Origin of the sequence: Mesorhizobium sp. M1307 (assembly GCF_040318155.1) — a bacterium.
Classification (GTDB): domain Bacteria; phylum Pseudomonadota; class Alphaproteobacteria; order Rhizobiales; family Rhizobiaceae; genus Mesorhizobium.
In genome coordinates, this window is the sequence record NZ_JAMYLR010000018.1 from 1 (window position 1) to 17,716 (window position 17,716).

A 17,716-nucleotide genomic window follows, 5' to 3' on the forward strand; every position below is an offset into this window, starting at 1 on the left:
GGTGTTCGTGAAGACTGAAACCGGCGTCAGGCATGGCTGCAACAATGCGAGGGCAGCCCTTGAGCAGCTCAAGACGTGGACCCGGAGAGGACCTCGCTGGCACAAGGCGGTGACCCTCTGCCTGTCAGATCTGGAGGGCGATCCGATTGACCCTCAGGTGGTACGAAAGGCCTTTGAGGCTGCCGCTAAGGAAGCCAAGATGTATCTCTCCCCGTAGGAGGAGGAGAAATTTCTCCCAAAGATTCAGTCCTTTATTCAGTACGATTCGAACATTGATTTTTCCGTGGAGTGACCAATAAAATTGCCACTTGGGTTCTCGCTGAGGTGGGAGGATGATCTGGCCGCGAGGGACTTGTAGGATTAGCTCGTGAACAAGGTGTTTGGCCGTCACCTTGTCGGGTCGACACTGCGTGCAAACGTTCATACGAGGCTCCGTAAAAGACACTATCGCAGCGGTGCGCCGAGACGGGCCATATCTGAAGGAAACTGACTGCGAGCTGGTGGAGCTTATTGTCAATGTTGCCCCAGCCTTTGGCCTATTTGTTGGGTTCGATCTTCGCGAATAACACATGGCAACCCATTGGTTCTCCCCTCCGGTCCCTGTGAGAACTGAGCGCGCCGGTATGACCCGGAACGTGAACAACGTCGAGGCAGCCGGCCAGGAGATGATGAAGTGGACCAAGCGTGGCCCCAAATGGAACCGAGCGGTGCGCGTCTGCATCGCCGTGATCGCCAACGAAGATGGAACCTGAGGAGGCACGGAAGGCGTTCCTGGCTGCTGCCGAGGTAGCTAAGATGCTCGCTGCTCCCGGGGTGCGGTGATCCTCGCGCAATGTCGCATAACGTCAATTGCTTTTCGAATTGAATTATTTCAACCTCGCATTGCAGGAACGGGCGATGCTTGGGTCGAGATCGCGAAACATTGAGGGGGCAATTTTTGAACCGCATTTTGATTACACTCGGCGCGGCAGTCTGCGTCATATCTTCGGCGGCTTCAGCCGGACAGGGAGAGCAGCAAAACATTAACTTCCTGGCTCGGATGCCCGACGCCAAGTTGAACTTGGCCGCTACGATGGCAGGTAACGTCATCGGTGTTAGGCAAAGATGCCGGGCGCTGAGGCCAACCGAAGATGGGAAGGCCATTATAGCCGTTACAGTCCTTTTGTACGACGGTCTGGATAAACACCTGACACCCAATCGACCTAAGTTCAAGAGGGCCATCCGCGCCTATGAGGCCGCTTTGAACAAAGCGGTGCGGCGTAGGGATGATTGCCAGACTGAGAAGGCCAAGTACCCGAGACTCTACCGGTAGATAGCTGTCAGGGGGCATTGGTTACGGTCTGGACTAATAAACAGGCGGATCTCCTGTGTCCCTGTGCCCCCTCGGCTACACCCTGAGGAGAACTTCAGGGGAGCCAGAATCGGGGATGTAATGTAGATTGCCCTCAATAGAGTTTCGCGGGGGACCATGGCGCAATCAAGCGGGTATTTCGGATGCACTGATAAAGACGGAAAGGGCCAAGGGATATGGCATTTCGATGGAACAGTCGCGACACTAGTCGGCGTCTCAAAACCGCTCAATAACGAGTCCGCGCACGTCGCGCTTCCTTCGGGGGAAGACCTCTTCGACGCTGTCGGAGCAAAATTGGCGCGGCTTATTCCACAGTCGGCGCCCTTCTCCTTTGAACGTACGCACCTCAGACCGGGTGAGTACTATCCCCGCATGGCCAGAGTGGTTGACCAGCACGTTGGGGTCCCAAATCCGGTTTATCATTGTCCGGGGTCGAAGACGGTAGAGTCCCAGCTTGCGATCATGCGCGGGCAGCTAGTTTCGCTCACGCACAAGCTAACTGAGATTTGCCAAACGGTTCACCCCTCGCCATCGAACTTCAAAGTTTACGGGCACGAGGTAAGAAACCTTCTCATTCTTGCCTGCACAGAGGTGGAGATGCACTGGCGCGGTGTGCTTGAGGCAAATGGACTGTCGGGCAAATTCACCACGCTAAATTATGTCGCCCTTCAAAGTGCAATGCGGCTGGGTGAGTTTGGAATTTTGCTTCCATACTACCCATGGATGAAGGAGGTGAGACCCTTTGAGGGTTGGGACAGCGCGCGCCCGACGGAGTCACTACCTTGGTATCGGGCATACAACGCAGTGAAGCATGATCGCGAAGGAAGTTTTGAAGAGGGGACCCTGTCTCACGCTATCGATGCTGTCGTTGCCTGCGCCGTCATGCTGATCGCCCAATTTGGAAAGATGGAAGCATTTCGTTGGCGTTCAGAGTTTGGCTACTTCTTTCAAGTGGCATCTAAGCCGAACTGGAAGATCTCGGAATCGTACATCCACCCTTATGACGGTCATTCGTCGGGGCTGACGCCAGTGCTGTATCCGTTCTAAGAAAAGGAATTGGCGGTTCTCCCGGGGCTTCGGCTTTTGCCGAGAGACAAAGTGAATGGCCGAAATCGGATTTACAACCGAGCCTATGCAAGCGGTAGCAAAATAGGGGGCGAGAAAGTGGTGATTACACCACCTATTTCAATACTGAAATCATTGTGGTCTCGCCGATCAGATGGACAGTGGGGCGTCACTGATCTTAGAGGTCTCGAATTGACGCCTAAGCCGGGTTTCGATTCTGACTATTTCACATTTGGGGGCGACATTGAACTTCTGACCTCCACCCCGAGCCGGAACATACATGAAGCTCTGGCTTCTTTAGGTCCGGCAGACTTTCTCATGAAGCAGAGTATCGTTCCTGTCGTTGCCTGGAGGGAGGGCGACGATTTTATTCGGTGTATCGGGACCGGTTCCGTTATTAGTTGCTCTGGCTACGTCATGACCGCAGCCCACATTCTCATGGATCCTTTCGACAGCGGCTACGGTGCGACGCGCCAGGCGAACCAGATGGTCTTCGCAGAGACGCTAAATTTCGGTGTCATCGTCCCCTATAGCCCTGCCTACGGGACGCGCGGATTTAGGTACTTTTCCTTTCAGAAATACTGGCTATGGGGCCACTGGAAGGAAAGTCCCCTCGTCTATGAGAAGGATAGGTTTGAGTACTCGACAGACATTGCGATCTGCAAAATCGCAGAGATGCCCCACGGCGCTGCGCATCAACCCCTGAGTTTGTCGTTGAACCCATTCATACCGGGCGAAGCAGCGTACTCGCTGGGCTATGCGGAAATGAACGACATTCCCTTGGACTACGGTAAGGGCGGAATGGTCATCAAAGAGTTCGAAATGGACCTATTCGTCTCTGTAGGTGAAGTGATGCGAGTATTTCCGGAGAACCATTTGCAGAAAGACGTATCCACCCCGGGACCCTGCTTCGATTTCAACGCAAAAATTCCTGGCAAAATGAGCGGAGCGCCTATTTTTGGCGCCCAAGGAGCGGTCATTCGTGGTGCCGTCAGTCGGAGCTTTTCAGGCGAGCGGCATGCGTTTGGCGCGATGCTAGGGCCCGCGATGCATTTACCCCTCGATGAACCGCAAATCACCGGCCGGACACTCCGGACCCTAATGGACACAGGAAACGAGGGCATGGCTCAAGTGCAGGGGGCGGGTCTGTAGCCTGTGGTTCAGAGCCTGCCGCGTCTGTTGCTGCCTTGTTCCTGCAGCAACGGCACTTCGGCCCCTGCATGGATGGTTTGTGCGGAAAGGTGATCTGCGTGACGGCTTCTCGCGATTCGGCATGAACCTTCGGATAATTTTTCAGGGCTTCCTGTTCGATGGCGCCAAGCGGGACGAGATGTTCCCGTTTGCCCAAAATTGCCCGAAGCTCCTCGGGGATTTTGCGCCTGTAGCGCCAACCTGCCTTGCCACGTTTCACGTCAATCTTCATGCTCAAGGTACCCCGCAGCGTATCTCGCGGTGTATCTCTGGGGAAGCGGAAACCGTTGCAATCCTTGGGTTTCAAGACTTTTCTGGATTAAGTGGCTCCCCGGGCCGGATTCGAACCAGCGACCAACCGGTTAACAGCCGGTTGCTCTACCACTGAGCTACCGGGGAACAGAGGCTCTCATGTGAGTGGGGCAGCCTATAGCAAACCCGTTTCGGCTTTGCAAAGAAGCATTTCGCATTTTTTCGGTGCTTTTTGGCGCAGGGCTTGCTGGCAATGGCCGGCGAGCGCCCTCATATGAGCTGTCTCTCGCCTGTCACGGAACAGAAAAGGCCGTTGCGGCTTTCTCCGGCTGATGGTGCTACTGATGCAAACGGATCGACATTTCACATGACGGCAATGAGCGACGAACAGCCACCGGCCCGGAAAATCTCGGTCTTCGGCCGCCAGTTCACCATGCCGCGCTCGCGCGGCCTCAGGATTGCGATCGGCGTTGTGCTGATCATCGGCGGCATTCTCGGCTTCCTGCCGATCCTGGGTTTCTGGATGGTACCGATCGGACTGCTGGTGCTCTCCTACGAATTTGCCCTGGTGCGTCGTCATCGGCGCCGCTTCGTCGTCTGGTGGGAGCGACGGCGCCGGCCTGACTGAGATTGCCCCGCTGACGGCCGCCAGCCTGCCATATGTCGGCGAGCGGCGTCGTCCGCCCATACGTTTACCGAGGTTGGTCGAAGCAGCTCTCCAGACGTTCGCAAAGCTCCTTGAGAACGGCGGTAGCCGATGCCAGCCGCGCCCGGTCGCGCGGCGGCAGGCTGTTTGCGCCTTCTATGCTGAGGCGGTCGATGGCATAGCGCACAAGCTCTGCAGACTGCGACAATCCGCGCGACGTGCCGTCCTTCGTACCTGCTCGACGCATGGCGGAGCCTCCTCTTTGCCCAACGTGGCCGCCGGTTTCGGGTTCCCGTCGCCCAGAATCATGCTTAACGATAAGCTAATATGTTATTGCTAATATGGGCATTGCGTTGATAAGGCAGGGCATGGAATGTCGAGGAACCGTTGGGAATGCATGGTGGCCGCTTGACGGCATTTTCGCCGCAACCTATTGGAGCCGGGTGGAACGCCGGGAGCAATGAGGCCTCGTGGCGGAGTGGTTACGCAGAGGACTGCAAATCCTTGCACCCCGGTTCGATTCCGGGCGAGGCCTCCAATGCCCGAGCTCCCGCGCGTCAGCGCCAGGGGGCTTCAGTTCCGGTCGAAACAGCCGCGGCCTTTGCGCGGCAAGCGGATGGTTGGAACATGAGCGCTGATTTTGCCGAACGCCGGGTGAAGATGGTCGACGGCCAGATCCGCACCACCGACGTGACCAGCGCACCGCTGCTCGAGGCGATGCTTGTCGTGCCGCGCGAGGCCTTTGTCGGCGCCGGCCAGCGTGACCTTGCCTATATCGACGAGGACATCCGCATCGCCGATACGGCCGATGGCCCGCGCTATCTGATGGAGCCGTCGCCATTGGCCAAGCTGATGCAACTGGCCGATATCGGCCCAAGCGATTCGGCACTCGATGTCGGCTGCGGCACCGGCTATGCGGCGGCGATCCTGTCGCGGCTGGCAAGGTCCGTGGTGGCGCTGGAAAGCGATCCGGCGCTGGCCGAGACCGCCACTTCGACGCTTGCGGCGCTGGGTTGCGGCAATGTCACCGTGGTCCACGGGCCGCTGCCGCAAGGCCATGCCGCCAAGGCACCTTACGACGTGATCCTGATCGGCGGCAGCGTCGGGGAGGTGTCGGCGGCGCTGTTCGACCAGCTTGCCGAAGGCGGCCGACTCGTCGCCGTGGAGGGGCAGGGCAATTCGGGCGTAGCCCGGCTTTTTTTTAAGACTGGAGGGGTTGTAACGGGAAGACGCGCATTTAATGCGGCAATTAAGCCACTACCGGGATTCGAACGCATTCCCGCCTTCGAATTCTGAGTGATTTTGCCTTGCAGCGAAGGCGCTGTCATGATCGCTTGCGTTTGAACAATCGTTGCTGATCTGCATAACCGGGCGTTTCTGGGGGCTTTCAGCGGGGGAACGATAAAAAACGCGGCGCCGGCTGATCAGAAGGAGAAGCCAGCGTGGCGCAGTTCCCGTGCAAAACGAATGAGGGAATATAACGTGCCGTCTGTACGCAAGTTGCTTTTTACCGCTGTCCTAGTTTCGGCGACAGCGCTGTCTCCAATGGCCGCCTCGGCCGAAACCATTCTCGGGGCCCTTTCAAAGGCCTACCAAAACAATTCCTCGCTCAATTCTTCACGCGCCGGCGTTCGCGTCACCGACGAGGGCGTCGCCATCGCCAAGTCGGGCTGGCGCCCGACCATCACCGGTTCCGCGAGCATCGATTATACCGCCAGCCACAGCAACCGGTTGCACCGAAACATCTCGTTGACCACCGGCAACTTCGGCGTCGAGATCGACCAGACGCTGTTTGACGGTTTTCAGACCAGGAACAATGTGGCGGCCGCCGAATCGCGGGTCCGCGCTTCGTTCGAAAGCCTGCGCAACGCCGAAGAAAACACTCTTTTCAACGCGGCAAGCGCCTACATGGACGTTATCCGCGACCGCCAGGTCGCCGTGCTGACCGAACAGAATCTGCAATTCCTGACCGAGCAGGCGCGTGCGGCGCGTTCGCGCTTCGAGGTCGGCGAAGGTACGCGCACCGACGTCGCGCAAGCCGACGCCCAGCGTGCCTCCGCGGTGGCGCAGTTGAGCGCCGCCCGCGCGACGGCGCTGGCAAGCGCTGCGACCTATCGCCAGATCGTCGGCGACGAGCCGGGCAGGCTCAGGCCGGCTTCGCCGGTGTCGAAGCTGTTGCCGTCGAGCCTCGATGCGGCGATCGCGATCGCATCGGCCGAGCATCCGGCCATCCTCGCCACCGCGCATCTGGTCGACGCGGCGGGGTTTTCGGTGAAGTCGGCAGAGGGCGCGTTGCTGCCGCAACTATCGGCGTCGGCGGGTGTTTCGAGCGCCTATCGCGGCACCGCGCCCGGCTCGCTCTCCTCGACACAGGATGGCGTAACCAATTCGGCGAACATCGGCGCGACATTGACGATACCGATCTATTCCGGCGGCCGGACCTCGGCATTGGTTCGCCAATCAAAGGAATCACTTAGCCAGGCCCGTATCGAGGTCGATGTCAGCCGCGACACCGTGCGCCAGGCGGTGACCTCGGCATGGTCGCAATACACCGCCGCGCAGCAAAGCGTCACGGCCAACCGGCAGGTGGTCGCCGCCGCGCAGCTTGCCCTGAACGGCGTCATCGAAGAGCGCAATGTCGGCCAGCGCACCACGCTCGACGTGCTCAACGCGCAGGCGACCCTCATCACCGCCAAGATCAATCTTGTCAGCGCCGAACGTGACGTGGTGGTGGCGAGCTATGCCATCCTCTCGGCGGTTGGCCATTTGTCGGCAGACCGCCTTGCGCTCAACGTGACGAAGTACAGGCCCGAAGAGCATTACAACGCCGTCAAGGACAAGTGGATCGGCCTGCGCACGCCGGACGGCCGCTGATCGCCAAGCCGTGTTTTCAGCCCGCGCTCGAACGACGCGCGGGCTTTCAACTCCCGACCCTAATCTGTTGAAATCCGAGATGTCGCCAGATTGGGGATTCTCGCAAGCCGTTCCGTCGGTTACGCTGTTGCCATGATTCGAATCCGGCATTGCCGGACAGGAAATCTGAGAACGAGTCACAAGGGCGGCGGATGTGACGATGGCGACGGCAAGCAGCGTACAGCGCGAACCTTCCATGGAAGAAATACTGGCTTCCATCAGAAGGATCATCGAGGACAGCGATACCGGCCGCAAGCAGCCGGGCGACGCGGACGAGCTGCGCCAGGATCTGCAACCGGCGCCGGCAGCAGCGGAGGGGGATGCGTTCCGCTCCGAACTGCGCGGCGGACTGGAGATCGCCAAGCCGGCCACGCGCGCCGAGGTGCAGCCAGCGGCCGCGCCGGTCATTGAGCGCCAGGAAACGCCGCTGCGTCCCGGCCCGATACAAGCAGCGGTGACGCTGGCTGAGGTGAACGCCGCTCCCGAACCGCCCGCAAAGCCGGATCGGCCTGCGACAGCCAAGGCTGCCGAGACGACCGACACCATCATCGCCGATTGGCGGCGCGAGATCGCCGCGGTCGGCGACGCGATGGCCAAGCCGGAGCGCGCCGAGCCACTCCGGACGCCGGACGCCGAGCCGAAAGCCGAGGTTTTCGAGAACGAGGCGACTGCTGGACCTGTGCCGGAGCCTTCGGAAATTGGGCCGGAGCTTTCGGAAAGCGGCCCGGAATCTTCGAAAATCGGCCCGGAATCGTCGAAAATCGGATTGGCGCGTCCGGCGGCCAGCGAGGCGCCGCCCGCACGTCCGGCAATCCTTTCGGAGCATACGGGCCGGCAGGTTGCCGCCGCCTTCGGCGAGCTTTCCGACGCGTTTGCCAGCCGCAGCAAGAAGACTTTCGACGAGATGGCCGAGGAGATGCTGCGGCCCATGCTGCAGGACTGGCTGGACAACAACCTTCCGACGCTGGTCGAGCGGCTGGTGCGCGAGGAAATCGAGCGCGTCGCGCGCGGCGCGCAGTAGCAATTCGGAGAGCCGCCAATGGGCGGCGCTCGACCGGCGAATTGTCGAAGTCGGCGCTGCCCCTCATCCGCCTGCCGGCACCTCCTCCTGTATAGTGACGGGGAGAAGGGGTTGACCGCAATTTAGGCGCCTTTTCCGCAACGTTCGTGATTGGCGAGAGCTTCAGTACAGGCGTCTTTCTCCCCGTCACTATACGGGGAGAAATGCCCGGCAGGGCAATGAGGGGCAGCGCAAACCTGAAGCGATTGCCGTGCAACATTCAGTTCCGCGAGTTGCACCGAACCATCACGGCGCTATCTATCGGCCATGCCCTTGCGGTTGACTTGGCAACAACCTTCCGATTTACACCGGACCACAAATTCCGGACAGCGCGGACCGTTTTCCCATGCTCGAAAAGACCTACGACGCCAAAGCCGTCGAGCCGAAGATTGCCAGGATCTGGGAAGAGGCCGACGCCTTTCGGGCCGGTGCCGGGGCCGAGGAGGGGGCTGAAGCCTTCACCATCGTCATCCCGCCGCCGAATGTCACCGGCTCGCTGCATATGGGTCATGCGCTCAACAACACGCTGCAGGACATTCTGGTGCGCTTCGAGCGCATGCGCGGCAAGAACGTGCTGTGGCAGCCGGGGATGGACCATGCCGGCATCGCCACGCAGATGGTGGTCGAGCGCCAGCTGATGCAAAATCAGATCCACCGCCGCGACCTGACGCGCGATGAGTTCATCGACAAGGTGTGGGAATGGAAGGCAGAATCCGGCGGCGCCATCCTCAACCAGCTGAAGCGGCTCGGGGCCTCGGCCGACTGGAGCCGGGAGCGCTTCACCATGGACGAGGGCCTGTCCAAGGCCGTGCTCGAAGTGTTCGTGACGCTCTACAAGGAAGGGCTGATCTACAAGGACAAGCGCCTTGTGAACTGGGACCCAAAGCTGTTGACCGCCATCTCGGATCTCGAGGTCGAGCAGCAGGAAGTCAACGGCAACCTCTGGCACTTCCGCTATCCAGTCGAAGGCATGACCTTCGATCCGGAAAATCCGAAGACCTTCATCACCGTTGCGACGACCCGCCCGGAGACGATGCTGGGTGATACGGCTGTCGCCGTCCACCCCGACGACGAACGTTTCCGGCATCTTGTCGGCAAGAACCTCATCCTGCCGATCGTCGGCCGCAGGATCCCGGTGGTGGCGGACGAGTATTCCGATCCCGAAAAAGGCAGTGGTGCGGTCAAGATCACGCCGGCGCATGACTTCAACGATTTCGAGGTCGGCAAGCGCCACCGGCTGCCGGCGGTCAACATCCTTACCGTCAATGCGGCGGTGAGCCTCAAGGACAATGAGGACTTTCTCGCCGGACTGGACGTGACGCCGGAGCGCCAGGCCGTCTGGGACAGCCTCGACGGCCTCGACCGTTTCGATGCGCGCAAGAAGATCGTCGAGCTGATGCAGGCGGGCGGCTTTCTCGAGAAGGTCGAGCCGCATCGCCACGCCGTGCCGCATGGCGACCGCGGCGGCGTGCCGATCGAGCCGTTTCTGACCGACCAGTGGTATGTCAATGCGGCGGAACTGGCCAAGCCGGCGATCGCCTCGGTTCGCGAGAGCCGTACCAATTTCGTGCCCAAAAACTGGGAAAAGACCTATTTCGACTGGATGGAAAACATCCAGCCCTGGTGCATTTCGCGCCAGCTCTGGTGGGGTCACCAGATCCCTGCCTGGTACGGGCCGGACGGGCATGTCTTTGTCGAAAAGACCGAGGAAGAGGCGCTCGGTGCCGCCATCGAATATTATCTGGCGCTGGAAGGGCCGTGGAAGGCCTGGGTCGAGGACAAGCTTGAGAATTTCCAGCCTGGCGAGATCCTGACCCGCGACGAGGACGTGCTCGACACATGGTTCTCGTCGGCGCTGTGGCCATTCTCGACGCTTGGCTGGCCGGACCAGACGCGGGAGCTGAAGACCTATTACCCGACCGACGTGCTGGTGACCGGTTTCGACATCATCTTCTTCTGGGTCGCCCGCATGATGATGATGGGCCTGCATTTCATGGATCAGGAGCCGTTTCATACCGTCTATGTCCATGCTCTGGTTCGCGACAAGAACGGGCAGAAGATGTCGAAGTCGAAAGGCAACGTCATCGATCCGCTCGAGCTCATCGACGAATACGGCGCCGATGCGCTGCGCTTCACCTTGACTGTGATGGCAGCGCAAGGGCGCGACGTTAAGCTCGATCCGGCCCGCATTGCCGGTTATCGCAATTTCGGCACCAAGCTGTGGAACGCGACGCGCTTCGCCGAGATGAACGAAGTGGCGCGCGACGACGATTTCTGGCTGCAGGACGCCAAGCTGGCGGTCAACCGCTGGATCTTGACGGAGCTGACGCGAGCCGCGCGGGACATAACGGACGGTATCACCTCATACCGCTTCAACGAGGCGGCGGGTGCCGCCTACCGGTTCGTCTGGAACCAGTTCTGCGACTGGTACCTGGAACTGCTGAAGCCGGTGTTCATGGGCACCGACGAGGCCGCCAAGGCCGAGAGCAGGGCATGCGTCGCCTTCGTACTCGACGAGATCTACAAGCTGCTGCATCCGATGATGCCGTTCATGACCGAGGAACTGTGGGCCGAAACCGCCGGCGAGGGCAGGCAACGGCAATCGCTGCTTTGTCATGCGGCATGGCCGTCGCCCGACTTCGAGGACGAGGCGGCCGCCGCCGACATCAACTGGCTGGTCGACCTTGTCTCCGGCATCCGCTCGGTGCGTTCGGAGATGAACGTGCCGCCGGCGGCTATCGCACCGCTCGTGGTGATCGGCGCCAACGACGCGACACACGAAAGGCTCGAGCGTCAGGGCTCGGCTATCAAGCGTCTGGCGCGGGTCGGCGACATCTCGCTCGCCGAGGCGCCACCGAGGGGATCCGCCCAGATCGTGGTCAACGAGGCGACGATCTGCCTGCCGCTCGGCAGCCTGATCGACCTTGCCGCCGAGGCAGCGCGCCTGCACAAGGAGCTTGCGAAGGTGACCGAGGAAATAGCGCGGCTCTACAAGAAGCTGTCCAACGAGAAATTCGTCGCCAACGCGCCGGAAGAGGTGGTGGAGGCCGAGCGTGAAAAACTCGCCGAATATCGCGAGGCGCAAGAGAAGCTTTCGGTGGCATTGGCGCGGGTGCGCGATGCCGGTTGATCGAACAGATTGGGCCGGTTGATCGAACAGATTGGGCCGGCTGATCAAACAAATTGGGCCTGTTGGCCGCAATAGATTCGCCGGTCACGAATCTGCCTTCCAGACAGGCCGCCTGCCACGAAAACGGGCATTCCGCAGCGTAAATCTTGAGGCAAACTGAATGTTTTTGCCCCATTGTTGCCGTAATGTAACAATGGCTGACTGGGCACGCAAAATGCCCTGTTTTGTAGTGATTTAGGGGTTTTTCCCGAGTTTTCTCGTCGATCTGTATTGTGGCGGCCATTTTCCCGCCTCGGTAAGAAGGCCGACACCTTGTCGGAAATGCGTTCAGCCAAGGTGTACATGTACGCACGGCGAATTCGTTGTTGCGCCGTTAACCTGAATTGGTTCTAGCTTGATGCAAGGATATTTCGGGGAGGAGATTCATGTGTTATTCGCGTCTGAAAGTGCTGCTGGGCGCGGGGGCTTTTTCGCTGGCTTTGGCTGGGACGGTGCAAGCCGGGGGCTTTGACCGGGGCGGCGTCAACATCGACCAGCTGTTCGACGCGGCGCCATATTCGTTCGACGCAGGCGTCACCTATGTTTCGCCACAGCGCAAACTCAAGAATGTGCAGCGTCTCGATGGCTCGGGTTTGTCGACATCGGCGGTGGACGTTGGTGGCGATTATGCGGTGCCGCATGTCGGCATCAAGGCCAACATCTTTGAGCCCGTAGACTGTCTTGCCACCTATACGAGACCGTATGGTGCGGACGCGAATTTCGGCATGAACAACGCCTATTCGCCGACAGCGGTCAAATACGCCGTCGACACAGACGATTTCGGTCTCACCTGCTCCTACAAGGTGAACGTCGGCAAGGGCGCCATACGATTCATCGGCGGTGTCTCCTACCAGCAGGTCGACGCGTTTCTGTCCCGCCAGACACTGCTCGCCTTCGGCAATACCGGCCTCGGCGTATTCAAGCTATCCGACGAGGCATGGGGTTGGCGTGCGGGCGCCGCCTATGAGATCCCCGAGATCGCCCTGCGCGCCAGCCTGATGTACTCTTCAAGCTACAAATATGACGGGCTGTCGGGAACCGTCGACACTACCGGCTTCAGGGGCGCCTTTCCGGCGGATCTGATTCCCGGCTCTACCGGCGTGTACCCAGTCTCGGCGTCAGCTGAGATACCTCAGGCTCTGGAATTCAAGCTGCAGAGCGGCATAGCTCCTGGCTGGCTGGCCTTTGGTTCCATCCGCTGGCAGGAGTGGAGCAAGCTTGGCGTCATTGCCATCAATGGCGTGCGCAGTCCGGTAACCGGTTTGCCCTCGCCCGTTTCATTCGACCTGCTGTATCGCGACGGCTGGACGGTCACGGGCGGTATCGGGCACAAGTTCACCGATCAATTGTCGGGCGTGGTTTCGCTGACCTGGGATCGCGGCACCTCGACGACCTCCGGCTATCAGTCGGATACCTGGGCCGTTGCCAGCGGCGTCTCCTATTCGCCGAACGACCAGATCGAGGTCAGGCTCGGCGGCTCGATCGGTGTGCTGACGAGCGGGTCATCGACTTTCAGCGGTGTCGGCGACGTGGCAAATGCCGTTACCTATACCTACGGCAACGACCTGCTTCTCGCTGGTTCGGCTTCCGTCAAGATCAAGTTCTAACTATTAAATTTTAAACGACAAAACGGCCGGGCACTGCCCGGCCGTTGGTTGGATGCGTGGCGTCCGGCATTCGGCCGGCGCAACAATTGTCCCCATGATGTTCGCTTCTGTAATTGTGACGTTTTGGCAACAGTTTCTGAACAACCCTCGCGTCGCCCGGCCGCCCGGGAACATTGCCTATTTCCCGCCATAAACCCGGCGCACCTCGAACCTGTCTCGGGACATGCGCCAAAAGGCTAGGCGAAGAGGCAGGCCGCACCGCCCGCGGCAAGGACGAGTATGGACGCCAGAGCGATCTCCAAGGCCAAGCTGCCGAGCCGCCACGTGACCGTTGGTCCCGAGCGGGCGCCGCATCGCTCCTACCTTTATGCTATGGGGCTGTCGGCGGCCGAGATCGCGCAGCCTCTGGTCGGTGTCGCCAGCTGCTGGAACGAGGCCGCGCCCTGCAACATCTCGCTGATGCGCCAGGCGCAAGTGGTCAAGAAGGGCGTGGCGGCCGCCAACGGCACGCCACGCGAATTCTGCACCATCACCGTCACCGACGGCATCGCCATGGGTCATCAGGGCATGAAGTCGTCGCTGGTGTCGCGCGAGGTCATCGCCGACTCGGTCGAGCTCACCATGCGCGGCCATTGCTACGATGCGCTGGTTGGATTGGCCGGTTGCGACAAGTCGCTGCCCGGCATGATGATGGCCATGGTGCGCCTCAACGTACCGTCGATCTTCATCTATGGCGGCTCGATACTGCCCGGCAGCTACCGTGGCCGGCAGATCACCGTGCAGGACGTGTTCGAGGCGGTCGGCCAGCATTCGGTCGGCACGATCGGCGACGCCGAGCTGCTCGAGATCGAGCAAGCCGCCTGTCCGTCGGCCGGCTCCTGCGGCGCCCAGTTCACCGCCAATACCATGGCCACCGTCGCTGAGGCGATCGGCCTGGCGCTGCCCTATTCCTGCGGCGCGCCGGCACCCTACGAGATGCGCGACCGCTTCAATTTCGCTTCCGGCGAAAAGATCATGGAGCTGATCGCAAGGAACATCCGCCCGCGCGACATCGTTACTATAGAAGCGTTGGAAAATGCCGCGACCGTGGTCTCAGCCACCGGCGGCTCGACCAACGCGGCGCTGCATCTGCCGGCGATCGCGCACGAGGCCGGGATAAAGTTCGATCTTTTCGACGTGGCCAAGATATTCGAGAAAACACCCTACATCGCCGACCTCAAGCCGGGCGGCAAATACGTCGCCAAGGACATGTTCGAGGCTGGCGGCATTCCGCTCTTGATGAAGACGCTGCTCGACCATGGCTATCTTCATCGCGATTGCCTGACGGTGACCGGCCGCACTTTGGCCGAAAATATGGAACATGTTTCCTGGAATGACAGCCAGGATGTGGTCCGTCCCGCCAACAGGCCGATTACCCAGACCGGCGGGGTCGTGGGCTTGAAGGGTAACCTTGCCCCCGAAGGCGCGATCGTGAAGGTCGCTGGTATGGCGGAGCTCAAATTCTCGGGTCCGGCACGCTGCTTCGATTCGGAAGAGGAATGTTTCGAGGCTGTTACGCATCGCAACTATAGCGAAGGCGAGGTTCTCGTCATCCGTTACGAGGGTCCGCGCGGCGGCCCGGGCATGCGCGAAATGCTGTCGACGACGGCGGCTCTCTACGGCCAGGGCATGGGCGGCAAGGTGGCGCTCATCACCGACGGGCGTTTTTCGGGCGCGACGCGCGGTTTCTGCATCGGCCATGTCGGGCCGGAAGCGGCTGTCGGCGGCCCGATCGGGCTGCTTAGGGATGGCGACTTGATCTCGATCGATGCGGTGAACGGCACGATCGAGGTTGCATTGTCCAAAGCCGAACTGGCTGCGAGGGCAAAGGCATGGAAGGCGCGCACGACCGACTATCAGTCGGGCGCGATCTGGAAATACGCACAGACGGTCGGATCTGCCCGCGACGGCGCGGTCACCCATCCCGGCGGTGCCAAAGAAACACACTGCTATGCGGACATCTGAGTTGTTGAGGTCGTCTGTCCTTTCGGCACTGGTTGCGCTCGCCACGTTTGGCGCGACCTTGGGCGCCGTCGGCCAGGCCATGGCCTTCGACGACAAGGTGTTCGACGACAAGACCGGCGTGAAGCCGCAGTCGAGCCCTTGGGCGGTGTTCCAGTTCGGCTTTTCCGCCTACAAGAACGGCCATAAGGAGCAGGCTGCGGAAGCGTATAAATATGCCGCGGAGAACGGCCAGATCGGCGCCACCTGGAAGCTTGCGCGCATGTATGCCGAAGGCGATGGCGTGGCGCGAGACGACTACGCGGCGTTCAAGTTCTTCAGCGAGATCGTCGACCAGGATGTCGAGCCCGGTTCGCCCGAGGAAAGCTATGTTTCGGACGCGCTGGTGGCGCTTGGCGACTATCTGAGGAAGGGCATTCCCGGCAGCCCCGTCGAGGAGAACGAAGTGGCAGCCCAGGAATATTACATGCGTGCCGCCGCCAACTACCGCAATCCGAACGCCCAGTTCGAGATGGGCCAGATGTTCCTCAAGGGTGAGGGCGGCGTCAAGGCCAGCGTCAAGCAGGCCGGACGCTGGTTCCAGCTGGCGGCCGAAAAGGGCCATGCGGGCGCGCAGGCGACGCTCGGCAACCTGCTTTTCCAAAGCGGCAAGATCGTGCGGGGGCTGGCGATGATGACCGCGGCGCTCGAACGGGCCTCACCTGCCGACCAGCCATGGATCCGCGGCATGCAGGAAGAAGCGTTTGCAGCCGCCGGCGAAGCCGATCGCCGCACCGCGATCTCGCTGGCCGACGACATCCTCACCAAGGGTGGCGGCGACCAGTAGGCCGGCAGAAATTCCGTTTTGAAATCAATTCTCGGTCGGTTCCGCCGGCATGCCGCTGGGCGCCGGTGTTGAGATCGGCGTGCCCTGCAGATGTGGGGCCAGCGTGTTCTCCGGGCAGCCATCCCGCTGCTTTGTCCAGGACGTGTTGTTGAGCACCATCTCGCAACGGGCGAGGTAGCTTTGGCCGGCAAGCGTCAGGCAGGCGACCCGGCCGATCTGGAATGATTTGCCGTTAGCCAGGCACTCTGCATCGGCAAAAGCCGGCGTCGCCACCGCCATCGCAAGCGCGCAGCCGATCGGGCAGAGTGCAAATCGAGTAGTCATGGGAACCCCAGCCACCATGATGATTTCTCATCAAGCGCGCGATTTGTGGCGATAAGAGGTCAACTTATCAATGTGCCGCCGGACAGCAGCTCCGGTCAGGCCGGCTGCAGCGCCAGATCGATCGCCACCGGCACGTGGTCGGAGGGTTTTTCCCAGGCGCGCACCTGTTTTTCGATCGAAGCCGAGGAAAACCAGTTGGCGGCTTCGGGCGACAGAAGCAGGTGGTCGATGCGGATGCCGTTGTTCTTCTGCCAGGCGCCGGCCTGATAGTCCCAGAACGTAAAAATGTCCGGGGCGTCGGTGACGGCACGCACGGCTTCGGTGAAGCCGAGATTCTTCAGCCGCCGGAACGCCTGCCGCGTCGCGGGCTGGAACAGCGCGTCGCTTAGCCAGTTTTCCGGATATTTCGCGTCGATCGGCTCGGGAATGACATTGTAGTCGCCGGCCAGAACCAGCGGCTCTTCCAGTGCAAGCCGCTCCTCGGCCCAGCGCTCAAGTCGCGCCATCCAGGAAAGCTTGTAGGAGAACTTCTTCTCGTCGTCGATCGGGTTGCCGTTCGGCAGATAGATCGAGGCAACGCGCAAGGCGCCCTTGTCGGTCGAGAACACGCCCTCGATAAAACGCGCCTGTTCGTCGGCATCGTCGCCCGGCAAGCCGCGATTGACCTCGTCGAAACGCAGCTTCGACAGGATGGCGACGCCGTTGAAGCCTTTTTGGCCGTAAGTCTCGACATTGTAGCCGAGCGCCTCGATCTCGGCGCGGGGAAACTGCTCGTCGACCGTCTTGATCTCCTGCAGGCAGGCGATGTCGGGCGCGCTTTCCGTCAGCCAATGGGTCAAATTGCCGATGCGGGCGCGAACGCCGTTGATGTTCCAGGTGACGATTTTCATGGCGGCCTCGATAGGCTGGTGATCCGGAGACTAGCTATCCGGTGGATGACGTTCGACAAGGCCGATCGTATTGCCTGCCGGGTCCTTTAGGAAGGCCATCCATTCGCTTTCCCCCGCCTGGCCGAACAGGCCTTCGGTGTCGCGATGGACGAGCGCCGGCGGCGCGGTGAAGGGAACACCGGCGGCCCTTGCCGAAGCGTGGAACTCGTCGAGGCCCGATATGTCGAGATAGACGGTGCCGGCGGGCAGGCCGTCGGTGAAAAGCAGGCGCACGTCACCGGCCATGATAAAGGCGATGCCCGGCGGATCGAAACGCGCATGCAGGTTCATGCCGAGCACTTCGCGCCAGAACGCCAGCGTCGCATCGAGGTCGCGCCCGGCGGAAAGCGCGACCTGACGGACCGCGCCGATGTCGGGCATT

General features: G+C 60.8%; 16 protein-coding genes and 2 tRNA genes. 13 read left to right on the forward strand and 5 right to left on the reverse strand.

Translation table 11 applies throughout. From position 1 onward, the window contains the following. The 4 genes from NKH16_RS19800 to NKH16_RS19815 all read left to right on the forward strand — a co-directional run. Positions 1-217 (forward strand): DUF982 domain-containing protein (locus NKH16_RS19800; RefSeq protein ID WP_352901329.1); only part of this gene is annotated, 217 nt, incomplete at its 5' end. A gap of 406 nt (positions 218-623) precedes the next feature. Further along, a complete protein-coding gene (locus NKH16_RS19805; protein ID WP_352746004.1) occupies positions 624-752 on the forward strand; it encodes a hypothetical protein in 129 nt (42 codons plus the stop codon). Between the two features lie 716 nt (positions 753-1,468). Beyond that, positions 1,469-2,398, forward strand: coding sequence for a hypothetical protein (locus NKH16_RS19810; RefSeq protein WP_352746006.1), 930 nt, complete (start codon positions 1,469-1,471; stop codon positions 2,396-2,398). A 336-nt stretch (positions 2,399-2,734) separates the two neighbouring features. Beyond that, positions 2,735-3,568 (forward strand): trypsin-like peptidase domain-containing protein, encoded by an 834-nt coding sequence (locus NKH16_RS19815; protein ID WP_352746008.1) that lies wholly within the window; start codon positions 2,735-2,737, stop codon positions 3,566-3,568. Positions 3,569-3,931: 363 nt separating this feature from the next. On the opposite strand, the gene NKH16_RS19820 is transcribed toward NKH16_RS19815, so the two are convergent. Continuing rightward, positions 3,932-4,006: transfer RNA gene (locus NKH16_RS19820), tRNA-Asn, on the reverse strand. A 220-nt stretch (positions 4,007-4,226) separates the two neighbouring features. On the opposite strand from NKH16_RS19820, the gene NKH16_RS19825 reads away from it, so the two are divergent. Continuing rightward, positions 4,227-4,487, forward strand: coding sequence for a hypothetical protein (locus tag NKH16_RS19825; protein ID WP_023676401.1), 261 nt, complete (start codon positions 4,227-4,229; stop codon positions 4,485-4,487). A gap of 64 nt (positions 4,488-4,551) precedes the next feature. On the opposite strand, the gene NKH16_RS19830 is transcribed toward NKH16_RS19825, so the two are convergent. Next, the gene (locus NKH16_RS19830) at positions 4,552-4,752 is read right to left on the reverse strand and encodes a hypothetical protein (protein WP_352746011.1); all 201 of its coding nucleotides are present in this window, start codon (positions 4,750-4,752) and stop codon (positions 4,552-4,554) included. A 217-nt stretch (positions 4,753-4,969) separates the two neighbouring features. Between NKH16_RS19830 and NKH16_RS19835 the strand changes: the two genes are divergently transcribed. From NKH16_RS19835 to NKH16_RS19870, 8 genes are all read left to right on the forward strand, one after another. Continuing rightward, a tRNA-Cys gene (locus tag NKH16_RS19835) sits at positions 4,970-5,043 on the forward strand. A gap of 89 nt (positions 5,044-5,132) precedes the next feature. Next, entirely contained in the window at positions 5,133-5,801 is a 669-nt protein-coding gene (locus tag NKH16_RS19840) for a protein-L-isoaspartate O-methyltransferase family protein (protein WP_352451401.1), read from the forward strand. A gap of 186 nt (positions 5,802-5,987) precedes the next feature. Next, on the forward strand, positions 5,988-7,379 hold the full coding sequence (locus tag NKH16_RS19845) for a TolC family outer membrane protein (protein WP_352746014.1): 1,392 nt from the start codon (positions 5,988-5,990) through the stop codon (positions 7,377-7,379). Between the two features lie 199 nt (positions 7,380-7,578). Continuing rightward, complete coding sequence (locus NKH16_RS19850; protein ID WP_352451399.1) at positions 7,579-8,439, forward strand: DUF2497 domain-containing protein; 861 nt, start codon at positions 7,579-7,581, stop codon at positions 8,437-8,439. Between the two features lie 385 nt (positions 8,440-8,824). Continuing rightward, positions 8,825-11,608 (forward strand): valine--tRNA ligase, encoded by a 2,784-nt coding sequence (locus NKH16_RS19855; RefSeq protein ID WP_352746018.1) that lies wholly within the window; start codon positions 8,825-8,827, stop codon positions 11,606-11,608. A 425-nt stretch (positions 11,609-12,033) separates the two neighbouring features. Continuing rightward, the gene (locus tag NKH16_RS19860; protein ID WP_352744678.1) at positions 12,034-13,254 is read left to right on the forward strand and encodes an OmpP1/FadL family transporter; all 1,221 of its coding nucleotides are present in this window, start codon (positions 12,034-12,036) and stop codon (positions 13,252-13,254) included. 279 nt (positions 13,255-13,533) lie between these two features. Next, the gene (ilvD, locus tag NKH16_RS19865; protein WP_352746020.1) at positions 13,534-15,258 is read left to right on the forward strand and encodes a dihydroxy-acid dehydratase; all 1,725 of its coding nucleotides are present in this window, start codon (positions 13,534-13,536) and stop codon (positions 15,256-15,258) included. After that, positions 15,245-16,081 carry a tetratricopeptide repeat protein gene (locus tag NKH16_RS19870; RefSeq protein WP_023678939.1) on the forward strand — a complete coding sequence of 279 codons (837 nt, stop codon included), beginning with the start codon at positions 15,245-15,247 and terminating at the stop codon, positions 16,079-16,081. Before ilvD ends, NKH16_RS19870 begins: the two co-directional genes overlap by 14 nt. A 24-nt stretch (positions 16,082-16,105) precedes the next feature. Here NKH16_RS19870 and NKH16_RS19875 read toward each other — a convergent pair whose 3' ends face one another. The 3 genes from NKH16_RS19875 to NKH16_RS19885 form a co-directional block, all read right to left on the reverse strand. Next, the gene (locus NKH16_RS19875) at positions 16,106-16,423 is read right to left on the reverse strand and encodes a hypothetical protein (protein ID WP_352454507.1); all 318 of its coding nucleotides are present in this window, start codon (positions 16,421-16,423) and stop codon (positions 16,106-16,108) included. A gap of 77 nt (positions 16,424-16,500) precedes the next feature. Then, positions 16,501-17,295: an exodeoxyribonuclease III gene (gene xth / locus NKH16_RS19880; protein ID WP_023678937.1), complete on the reverse strand. Its 795-nt coding sequence runs from the start codon at positions 17,293-17,295 to the stop codon at positions 16,501-16,503. A gap of 30 nt (positions 17,296-17,325) precedes the next feature. Further along, entirely contained in the window at positions 17,326-17,715 is a 390-nt protein-coding gene (locus NKH16_RS19885) for a VOC family protein (protein WP_352451394.1), read from the reverse strand. Between the last annotated feature and the right edge of the window lies 1 nt (position 17,716).